The organism is Bacteroides sp. LFL-34 (genome assembly GCF_027257075.1).
GTDB classification, from domain to species: Bacteria; Bacteroidota; Bacteroidia; order Bacteroidales; family Bacteroidaceae; genus Bacteroides; species Bacteroides ovatus.
Genome location: NZ_JAPQKZ010000032.1, coordinates 77,348 through 87,720, shown reverse-complemented (window position 1 = coordinate 87,720; position 10,373 = coordinate 77,348). Strand labels below are relative to the sequence as shown.

The 10,373-nt window shown below is 44.6% G+C and carries 7 protein-coding genes; all 7 read right to left on the bottom strand.

The window, feature by feature from the left end; translation table 11 throughout:
• Positions 1 to 749: 749 nt before the first annotated feature.
• A complete protein-coding gene (locus N5O98_RS18390; RefSeq protein ID WP_004307509.1) occupies positions 750 to 1,754 on the bottom strand; it encodes an aldo/keto reductase in 1,005 nt (334 codons plus the stop codon).
• A gap of 86 nt (positions 1,755 to 1,840) precedes the next feature.
• Positions 1,841 to 3,328 carry an MBOAT family O-acyltransferase gene (locus tag N5O98_RS18385; RefSeq protein ID WP_004307510.1) on the bottom strand — a complete coding sequence of 496 codons (1,488 nt, stop codon included), beginning with the start codon at positions 3,326 to 3,328 and terminating at the stop codon, positions 1,841 to 1,843.
• Positions 3,315 to 4,232, bottom strand: coding sequence for an SGNH/GDSL hydrolase family protein (locus tag N5O98_RS18380; RefSeq protein ID WP_008646306.1), 918 nt, complete (start codon positions 4,230 to 4,232; stop codon positions 3,315 to 3,317). The genes N5O98_RS18385 and N5O98_RS18380 overlap by 14 nt, the downstream gene beginning before the upstream one ends.
• Positions 4,219 to 5,619, bottom strand: coding sequence for an SGNH/GDSL hydrolase family protein (locus N5O98_RS18375; protein WP_004310861.1), 1,401 nt, complete (start codon positions 5,617 to 5,619; stop codon positions 4,219 to 4,221). Before N5O98_RS18375 ends, N5O98_RS18380 begins: the two co-directional genes overlap by 14 nt.
• Positions 5,620 to 5,734: 115 nt before the next feature.
• Complete coding sequence (locus N5O98_RS18370) at positions 5,735 to 6,028, bottom strand: PG0541 family transporter-associated protein (protein ID WP_004307513.1); 294 nt, start codon at positions 6,026 to 6,028, stop codon at positions 5,735 to 5,737.
• Positions 6,029 to 6,040: 12 nt separating this feature from the next.
• Complete coding sequence (locus N5O98_RS18365) at positions 6,041 to 9,199, bottom strand: efflux RND transporter permease subunit (protein WP_004310863.1); 3,159 nt, start codon at positions 9,197 to 9,199, stop codon at positions 6,041 to 6,043.
• A 114-nt stretch (positions 9,200 to 9,313) separates the two neighbouring features.
• Entirely contained in the window at positions 9,314 to 10,351 is a 1,038-nt protein-coding gene (locus N5O98_RS18360) for an efflux RND transporter periplasmic adaptor subunit (protein WP_022199295.1), read from the bottom strand.
• Positions 10,352 to 10,373 lie beyond the last annotated feature (22 nt).

The following is a 10,373-nucleotide window of genomic DNA, read 5'->3' as shown; positions in this document are numbered from 1 at the left end:
GGTTCATCCTAGGATCTTCTATTTGTTTACAAAGGTCAATTATGCCAATTTTCATGTTAGTTTATGTTTTAATATATCTTATAAAGATAAGGAAAATAATCGACATTAGCAAATGATAACATGTTAATAACCAACAATATAGTAAGGAAATTACAAACGAGAATATAGTAAAAAATATAATGCGTCTGCCCTGTTTTCTACCGGCATCTATATCGTTCCACTCCAGTGGACAGGCCTGTGCACTAGAGTAGAAAGAACCGTCCACTAGAGTGGAACGATCTGTTCACTCGAGTGCAATGATACAGATAGTAGCAGGAAGTGAGTAAGGGAAAACAGTAAGATATAAGGTGAATGATACACAGGAAAGCAGTAAACAATAGGAAGTTGATTAATAAACGACATAGGGAAAGGAATAATCGTAAGTCCGGCGAGAGTCCGGGAAAAGCTGCAGCCATCATGTATGAGAAATGAGCAAAACAAATAAGAAGGAGTATGAGAATAAGATGAGAAATGATTTGAAACCTATGAGAAATGCATCTTTTTTAGGGGTAAATGATGGAAATACTATGAGAAATGCCATTTCACAGTTCATTTCTCATAGTATTATATCATTGATTTACAAACTATTATCATATCATTTATGAGAACATGAGAAATGAATATGAAAAAACATTTGCAGAAGCTGAATTCAGCGGAGACTGCTGAATTCAAATTGTAAATACGACACCTCCTTATGAATCAGGCTGAATTTATCCGGGTAAAATTTGCTCTATTTCTTTCAACTCGTCTGCCGTGAACTCCAAATGTTCCAGCGCTTTCAAATTGTCGGCTAACTGATTCACAGAACTTGCACCTACAATCACTGATGTCATTCTTTCGTCTTTCAGCACCCATGCCAAAGCCATTTCAGCCAGCGTTTGCCCACGGCGGCGGGCTATTTCATTTAATTGACGGGCAGCTTCTACCTTTTCATGCGTCACTTGAGATTGTTGAAGAAAACCCGAAGAACGGGCAGCACGGGAACCTTCCGGAATGCCGTTCAGATATTTATCGGTCAATAATCCTTGTGCCAAAGGAGAGAAAGCTATGAAGCCGGAACCGTACTCCGCTGCTAAAGGAAGTGATTCAGCCTCAACCGCACGATCGAACATACTATATCGATATTGGCTGATAAGACAGGGAACACCGGCTTTTGCCATCATCTCATAGGCAACACGGGCTTGTTCGGGAGGATATTTAGAAATTCCGATATACAATGCTTTACCTTGCTTCACAATATCAATCAATGTCTGAATGGTTTCTTCAACTGGAGTGACTCCGTCATAACGATGACTATAAAAGATATCAAAATACTCCAAACCTGTCCGGCAGAGACTTTGGTCAATGCTCGCCATCAGATTTTTTCGAGAGCTATTTCCGCCATAAGGACCTGCCCACATGTCATGACCGGCCTTGGAAGAGATAATCATTTCATCCCGGTAGCCTTGAAAGTTCTCTTTCAAGATTCGTCCGAAATTTACTTCGGCACTTCCGGGAGCAGGACCGTAATTATTTGCCAAGTCAAAATGAGTAACACCGTGATCGAAAGCATACTTAATCATGTCGGTTGCTACATTGAAATTGTCCACACTACCGAAATTATGCCACAATCCCAAAGAGATTAGAGGTAACTGCAAGCCACTCTTGCCACAATATGTATAAGGCATCTGTTCGTAACGATCGGCTGCCGGCTGATAACTGAAAGAGTTTTCCATAAAGCAGAATGTTTATATTTTCCTTTCACAAAGAAAGGAAAAATATTCCAATTACGGCTTCAACCGGATATTAAAAAGAAGGCGGATCAGAACTGGAAATAGATAAACGGCTGAATCTCCGAACTCTTCATCTGAATAACAAGGTAAATCAAAGCTATCATCAACACTGCTTTTCCTACGAACGGTAGACGGATCACTCCCCGGCAAGCTGCATTTTCCCAGCTATCGGGAGCAAAATGAAGCAGGAAGCCGAGCAACATTAATGCGAATACTTTCCAATATCCTTCAAGTAACTGTGGGAACAGTTGCGGACGGAAAGTAGTGAATATCTGTCCCAGCATATCCATTGAGTTCTGAAAATCGGCATTACGGAAGAAAATCCAGCAGAAGCAGACAAAATGGAAAGTAATAACCACTCCGAATACACGCCGCCAACCATGACTTTGTTCTCCTTTCTTACGCCCGGTGATGGTCATCCACATTTTATGCAATGCTAAAGCAACTCCGTGGAAGGTTCCCCAAAGAACGAAGTTCCAAGATGCGCCATGCCACAATCCACCCAGAAACATGGTAATGATAAGATTCAGATATTGCCGGAACTTACCTTTTCGGTTTCCTCCTAAAGAAATATACAGATAATCCCGCAGCCAACTGGACAAAGAGATGTGCCAACGACGCCAGAATTCGGTAATGGAGGCAGACTTATAAGGAGAATTAAAGTTGAGATTAAAATGAAAGCCCAACAATAAAGCGATACCGATAGCCATGTCACTATATCCGGAAAAGTCGCAGTAAATCTGTAAAGCATAACCATACACTCCCATCAGATTCTCAACACCCGAATAGAGAGTAGGATTATCAAAAATACGTTCTACAAAGTTGATGCTGATATAGTCGGAGATAATGGCTTTCTTGAAAAGACCGGATACGATCAGGAAGATTCCGCGGCCGAACATCTCCTGCGAAACAAAGAGAGGTTTCCGGATTTGCGGGATAAAATCGCGGGCACGCACGATAGGTCCTGCCACCAACTGGGGGAAGAAAGATACGTAGAAAGCATAGTCCAAAAGATTCGTCAATGGCTTTATGTCCCTCCGGTAAACGTCGATGGTGTAGCTTAGCGACTGGAAAGTAAAGAAAGAGATACCGACCGGCAGGAATATATCAAGGGCGGTAAACTCTCCTCCCATCAATGACGCTATCACTCCACCCAGGAAATTGGTATATTTGAAATAGACAAGAAGTCCCAGATTGATACTCAGACTCAAAACTACTAATCCTTTACGTTTCCAATACCCTTCTGCACGATCCATTAGCTGTGCAAGAAAGAAGTCGGCAACGGTGACTATAGCAAGCAGAAAGAAGTATGTGCCGCTACTCTTGTAGTAGAAATAATAGGAAAAGAGGGTGACAAACAAGATGCGGGCAGTGTATTTACGTTGTAACAACACATACACTACCATGAAAGCAGCGAACAGCCAAAGGAAGATACCGCTGCTGAATATCATCGGGGCTTGCGGATCGTAGGTAAGTACCTCTTTTAGTCTACTGAAATCTATATCAATGGGAAACATAGTCATTATATGCTTGTATAAGTGCTTGGTATAATAAATTTCCTTGCAGGATGTATCCTTCAGGTAAATAATGTACATGATCGGGACGCATCAGGTTTGCCTCCGTCCAGTTGGTGCAGGCACGACGCTTCCCTCCGACTACATCATACATATCCCACACGAGCAGGCGATGGTCTTTGGCATAACGGCGGATAGTTTCCGCTGCTGTTGCCGTACGGGGATTGATGGCATACGTGCGTCTACGCCTCCGTTGCCGGAAACTTTCATAGGAACCGGGAGGGGTAGTCAGAAGAATGGGGATGTTAGGAAGACTGTCGCGCAACAGTTTCACAAGTTCATCCATCTGATTGTAGTGCACATTTATATTATAACGCCGGTTATGGCTTTCATTGGTTCCGAAAGAGAGAATCAGCAATTCGGGTTTCAAGGCAGCGATTTCGGTAATACGATCCGGATGGGTAAATGTTAGGCAAGTAGCTCCGTTGACGCCTTTATCAATATAAGAAATGGCACCAAAGGTTTCTGCCAAACGGGCACCGGTGGTTTGGGGATAGATATGTCCACGCACGTGGCTATCGCCAATATGAACGATGCGGACTGTATCTTCGGAGAGTCCGGCACGTACCTGGCGGAGATGTTCAAAGACGGGAGCCAGCAGAGCAATGCTGTCAATAATCTCATTCCGTCCGGTTTCGCGAAAAGCAGCAGGGAAGGCTACTTGTACGTTGATCGTATCATTCGCCCAGTTCATTTCCCGTAAAGGCTTTATCCGCTTTGCAGTCTTTCCCAATGGAGAGCATACAGGCATACGGTCTTGCGCGATTGTTTCTGTAAGAAAACAAGGGACACTCAACATACCGGCGAGAATGAGAATAAAGATGGACAGCAGGTTACTCTTTCTCATAAGCACGCCTCCTGTCGTATTGTTCCTTACCATAGATCATGGTTTCATAAAGCAATCCAGCCAAATGCTTACCGCCACGGAAGTTTATATGCGTATAATCGTAGTTTGCCATAGAGGGTTTGGCATGGACGAGTTTTGCCATACTGCCTTCTCCGCCCATTGCTTCAAACATATTCCAGAATGCAATACCGCTTTCAGCAGCAATGTTCTGCTGATAACGAATCAGATTCTTAACACCGGGCATGGTACGGAGTTCGCCGTTTTCGTTCTTATAATCACGGTCGCCAACGCTCAATAACAGAATTCCGGCTTGTGGGAAACATTCTTTCAGATGCTCGATAGCTGTAATCAATCCTTTCTGGTAATTATCATAATTGCGTCCCCGTTCGGTAGCTACATTCAATCCATATTCGAGGATAATCAGGTCGTAAGGACGCTGGCGGTTAAACTGCTTCAACGTTTGTACCGGAATACCGCGCAGGGAAAGACCGGAACTGCCACGCAACGAGAAGTTATCGAGAATGATTCCTTTCTTTCCATCCATTGCCAAGCCATAGAACAGGGCAGAGTCCGCACGATCTACTGTCCAACGGATAGAACCGATGCGTCCGTCCACCTGAACTTGTTGTAATCCATCAGAAGGGCCTAAAGAGTAATTCTTGCTTTCTCCTTTGTTCACACGGGCAGAAAGAAGAACGGAATCTTTATTATAGAAGAAGATAGAAGCACGTTGGCAAGTATCGAGCAGGGAGGCGTATTTATTTTGTCCGCGTAGTTCTACATAAGCTCCGTTCCGGGGGACAAAATAGTGTCCGGAAATGCCTTGTTTCTTCTTATCGAAATAGATACTGTCTGTTACTGCATGGCTGGACCATCCGCCAAATGTATGCCGTACCGTAGGACGGTAACCGCTTGTCATGGAAGTGATGGTAACAAAACCTACACCACAACCGCCGAATTGTTTCTGAAGCATTTCGCGCAAGTCGGCTGTAAATATATCCGCTTCGATAAAAGAGTCTCCGAATACGGCAATGCGTACCTGTTTGTCATCAGAGTCATCTGAATCACTGGAAGAGATACGATTGAGTGCTTCATAAAAAGGAGCCATCCCCCGGAGAGTGGAATCACTGTAATCTTCAATGCAAGTCATACCTGCACGACAAGTATCTACAAAGACCGGCTTTACAACTGGAGGCAAAGGGATACTGTCCGAATCAGCTGTGGCAATCTCCGATTCCGGATAACGAAGGTCGCTCAAAAGGTCTACACGCCTCATCGTGTGCCCGTCAATGGTCAGTACCGGAAGCCAATGAAGCCCGAGTAAGGCTGCAAATACAATCAGTACGAACCACAACGAATATTTCAAATAATTCTTTATTATCTCCATAATGTTTCTAAAATCCCAAACGACCGCAAAGATAGACAAAAGCCACAAAAAGAAAGGAGAATCTACATTATTTATTAGATTCTCCTTTCCTTTTTATCTATCTACCGGATCACATTTAAATGGTCCGTTCAATGTTCCACACAAATGCACGCAAACCTAATTGTTCCGTCTGCAAATCCATTTTATGCAAGGTGTCGAGCAATGAATCGACTTTGTTATCTTCTACCACTGTCAGGATAGCCGAGCACATACTTGGCCAGGCATGGCTTCCGAAATGCGGATCGCCTGTTTTCGAACCACGTCCCTGTACTTTTTCAAGGTATGTAAAGCCACGACAACCCAAACGGTCGAGCAACGCCATGATTCGTTCGTAATAAGCCTGGTCGAATGTTATCAATACTGATTTCATATTTCTTTTCTGTTATTTCTTAATAATGTTATCTTTATTCGCCTGGAAATAAACGTCCAATTCACGTTGACGGCGGAGTTTACGACGACGGTTCTTGATACCAGTTCCCGCGAATACACAATATAGAGTAGGAATCAAAATCAATGTCAAAACAGTAGATATCGTCAAACCACCGATTACGGCAATTGCCATCGGACTCCACATTTCCGAACCTTGACCGCCACCGATAGCCATCGGAATCATACCGAGAACGGTAGTAGCGGTGGTCATCAGTACCGGACGAAGACGGCTCTTACCTGCTGTTACCACAGAGTTCAAAACAGCCAATCCACGTTCTCGACAAAGGGTAATGTAGTCAATAAGCACAATACCGTTCTTCACCACAATACCAATCAACATGATACCTCCCAATAAACTCATGACACTCAATGTGCTGTTCGTAAAGAATAGCGCCATCAAGACACCACTAAACGCAAACGGCAGGGAGAACATGATGATAAACGGATAAGTCAGTGACTCGAACTGCGCTGCCATCACGATAAATACCAGAACAACAATCAGGATGGCAAGTGTTCCCAAATCGCGGAATGAATCCTGCTGATCTTCGTACGAACCGGAAATCTGGATGGTGACTTCTCCCGGAAGATCCATTTTATCTATCACCTTATTTCCGGCAGCCACTACGTCGCCCAGCGGAGCTCCGGAGATTACAGCGGAAACGGTCACGATACGTTCGCGGTCTTTACGTTCGATGGTAGGAGGTGCAAAACGTTCGACTACCTTTCCGACGTCTTTCACACGAACGGATTGTCCCTGTGCATTGTAAATGAGGATATTTTCGAGACTCTCCAGGCTTGTACGGTATTCAGGTGCGTAACGCACTTTGATATCATATTCATCTCCGTCCTCACGATATTTAGATGCTACCGCACCATTGACACGGTTACGCAGATAGTTACCAGCAGTTGAAAGATTCAAGCCATGCATCGCCAGTTTTTCACGGTCGAAGTCTACCTGGTATTCCGGTTGGTAGTCACTACGGCTGATATTTACCTCGGTCACGCCTTTTACTTTCAATAATTCACGTTTCAGACGGGCTGCTACGCTATCGGTTACTGTCATATCGTATCCGTAAACCTCAAAGTCGGCACTTGCCTGCGCGGACATACCCGTGTTACTACCTCCGAGGATTACCTGTGCTTTACTGAATTCCGGATAGGCTTTCAAATCTTCACGCATCTCATCACAGACTGCTTCCAAAGTGATGTCACGATCACCCGGGTCTACCAAACTGATGTTGAACGAGATTATATGTGAGCCATTGTCCTGCATGGATGCCCAAGTGTTGTCAGAATCAGCCTGACCGACTGTATAGTTACAGACTTTCATTATGTCTTTATACTTCGTCAGCCATTGGTTGGTTAACTTCTGAGATAATTCCTGCGCTATCTCTTTTCGTGTACCGATTGGAAGTTCCAACTGTACGGCAATACGGGCATTATCCTGTGCCGGGAAGAACTCCGTACCGATGCCCTTTGCACACAGCAAACTGACAACGAAGAAAGCAATACATCCCACAATCACAATCGGACGATGACGTACAGCCCAGTTCAACATCTTCGCATACCAAGTATCAAGTCCGTCGAGCGCTTTCTCAATCGGAGTAAAGAAGAGCTTGAACATTTTCGATGGTTTCTTCTGCAAGCGAAGTAACTGAGAACAGAGCATCGGAGTCAAAGATAGTGCGGCGACCGTAGAAATAAACATGATGGCACACATCATCCAACCCAACTGTTTGAAAAGCACACCGGACATACCGCTTACCATCGTCAACGGGAAGAACACGGCAATCATGGTCAACGTAGAAGCAATTACAGAGATTGCCACCTCATTTGTTCCGTGCACGGCTGCCTGTTTCGGATCGGAGCCACGCTCGATATGGGTCGTTACGTTTTCAAGTACCACAATCGCATCATCCACCACCATACCGATAGCAATAGAAAGTGACGAAAGCGAAATAATATTAATCGTATTTCCACTAATCGCCAAGTAAATGAACGAAGCAATCAACGAAAGCGGAATAGTGATACAGATAATCAGCGTCGCACGCCAACGTCCCAGGAAGAGGAACACGACGATGACAACAAAGAGCAAGGCATAAACAACGGTTTCCGTCAAACTGTCGATGGTGTTCAAAATGTTGTCCGAGGTATCGACAATGACACCAATCTTCACGTCGCTCGGCAGGTTCTTTTGAAGCCTCGGCAGCGCGTCGGCCACTTTCTTGGAGATTTCTACCGAATTGGCTCCCGACTGTTTCTGAACTACAATCATAGCACCTTGCACACCATTATTATAGGTTTCCTGTGCACGTTCTTCCACGGTATCGACAATACGGGCTACATCACGCAAAAAGACATTCGCCCCATTGTGTGTACCCACCACTACATCTGCCAACTGACGGGAATCATCAAACTCACCTTCTACACGCAGTGCATAGGTTTCGCTACCAATATCGAAGTTACCACCGGGAATGTTCTTATTCTCGGCTCCGATAATGGAGCTGATTGTTTCAATAGTCAGGTGATAGGCTTCCAGTTTGTTGGGGTCGCAATATACCTGAATCTCACGTTGCGGTGCACCACTGATGGAGACGGTTCCGACTCCCGGAATACGTGCCAGCGGATTTACCACACGGTCGTCCAATATCTTATAAAGCGCTGACTGACTCTCATTGGCCTGTACGGAAAGCAACACGATCGGAATCATGTCCGTACTAAATTTGAAGATGATCGGATTCTCGACATCATCGGGAAGCTGTGAGCTTACCATGTCGAGTTTATCGCGCACATCATTGGTCAGCACGTCAATATCGTTACCAAACTCGAACTCCAATGTAATCAATGACATATTCTCGGAAGAACGGGAGGTAATATGTTTCAGGTTACTCACCGCATTCAACGTATTTTCGAGCGGACGAGTCACATTATTTTCTATATCCGAAGCACTTGCTCCGGGATAAGCGGTCATTACCATGATTGTATTCGTGTCAATGTCCGGATACAAGTCGATAGGTAACTTGGACAAAGAGAAAAGACCAAAAATCACCACTGCCAGAAAGCAGAGGGAGGTCATAATCGGTTTCTTAACCGCACCTTCGTATAAACTCATGTTGTTTTATTTAAAAGCCTCTCCCCACTCCTCTCCCAAGAAGAGGAAGCCGGAAGATCGTTTTGAAATCAGGTTAATTAATAAAAGCATTGGGAGAAAGGTACTGTACATCTCTCATTTGGAAGAAAGTTGGGAAGAGGCTTCCACCTCTACTTCCATACCGTTCACCAAACGTGACTGTCCGGCAACTACAACCTGTGAGTTATCGGGCACACCGGATTTCAACTCGTACTCCGTACCCATGCGTCTACCCAGTTCAACCTTATTATAAGATACTTTACCGTCTTTATAAACGAATACATAACGGTCGCCGGAACCTGCCTGCTTAACGATAGCCAAATCAGGAACAACTACGTTTTCTGCTGTACCGAAGTTCAATGTCGCACGGGCAAACATTCCCGGACGCACACGCTGGTCTTTATTATCCAGTCTGATCTCTACCTGGAATGTACGGGTAGTAGCATCTATAGTCGGGTAAATCAGATTGATGGTTCCTGTAAATACTTCATCGCCATATACATCGAGTTTCACATCGACAGGGGTACCTTTTTTCACTTTCGTGAAGTAGGTTTCGGACACGTTAATCAGGAGCTTCACCGGAGTGATCTGCTCTACTACCAGAACCGGTTCTCCACCACTGTACATATCGCCGTTATCATAGTTGCGTGCAGTCACTACACCATTGATAGGGCTTTGCAAAGAGGTATTCTCCAGCAAATTCTTATAAGCGGTTTTCTTCACATCGAGTTGCATCTTCGAAGCATCCCATTCTGATTTGGACGCACCGCCCACTTTATATAGTTCGTCGATACGGCTGAACTCTATTTCCTGATTATCTAGTTGCAGCTTCGTCTGTTTCAGGTTGGCTGCATCCATCTGCACAAGTTTCTGTCCTTTGGATACGCGGTCGCCCACTTCTACGAAAATCTGATCGATACGTACGGGAGACGAAGGCGCAATATTATTCTTTACTTCGGCTTCCACCGTTGCTGTGTAATCCTGTATTTGATCTACGGGGCGGGCTTTTACGTCTGCCAGCTTCACAATAGGCTTTGCGTCCACATGTTCCGCAGCAGCTTTGTCTTTTCCACCTGTACATGAGCCCATAAACACAGTTAACAGCAGGGCTACCAATTGGATACTTCTTTTCATATTCCTTACTTGTAATTTTTTA

Excerpts from the sequence above, each read along its gene's own strand:
- N5O98_RS18390 (WP_004307509.1), bottom strand. The coding sequence starts at position 1,754 with ATGGAAAACTCTTTCAGTTATCAGCCGGCAGCCGATCGTTACGAACAG.
- N5O98_RS18385 (WP_004307510.1), bottom strand. The coding sequence starts at position 3,328 with ATGTTTCCCATTGATATAGATTTCAGTAGACTAAAAGAGGTACTTACC.
- N5O98_RS18380 (WP_008646306.1), bottom strand. The coding sequence starts at position 4,232 with ATGAGAAAGAGTAACCTGCTGTCCATCTTTATTCTCATTCTCGCCGGT.
- N5O98_RS18375 (WP_004310861.1), bottom strand. The coding sequence starts at position 5,619 with ATGGAGATAATAAAGAATTATTTGAAATATTCGTTGTGGTTCGTACTG.
- N5O98_RS18370 (WP_004307513.1), bottom strand. The coding sequence starts at position 6,028 with ATGAAATCAGTATTGATAACATTCGACCAGGCTTATTACGAACGAATC.
- N5O98_RS18365 (WP_004310863.1), bottom strand. The coding sequence starts at position 9,199 with ATGAGTTTATACGAAGGTGCGGTTAAGAAACCGATTATGACCTCCCTC.
- N5O98_RS18360 (WP_022199295.1), bottom strand. The coding sequence starts at position 10,351 with ATGAAAAGAAGTATCCAATTGGTAGCCCTGCTGTTAACTGTGTTTATG.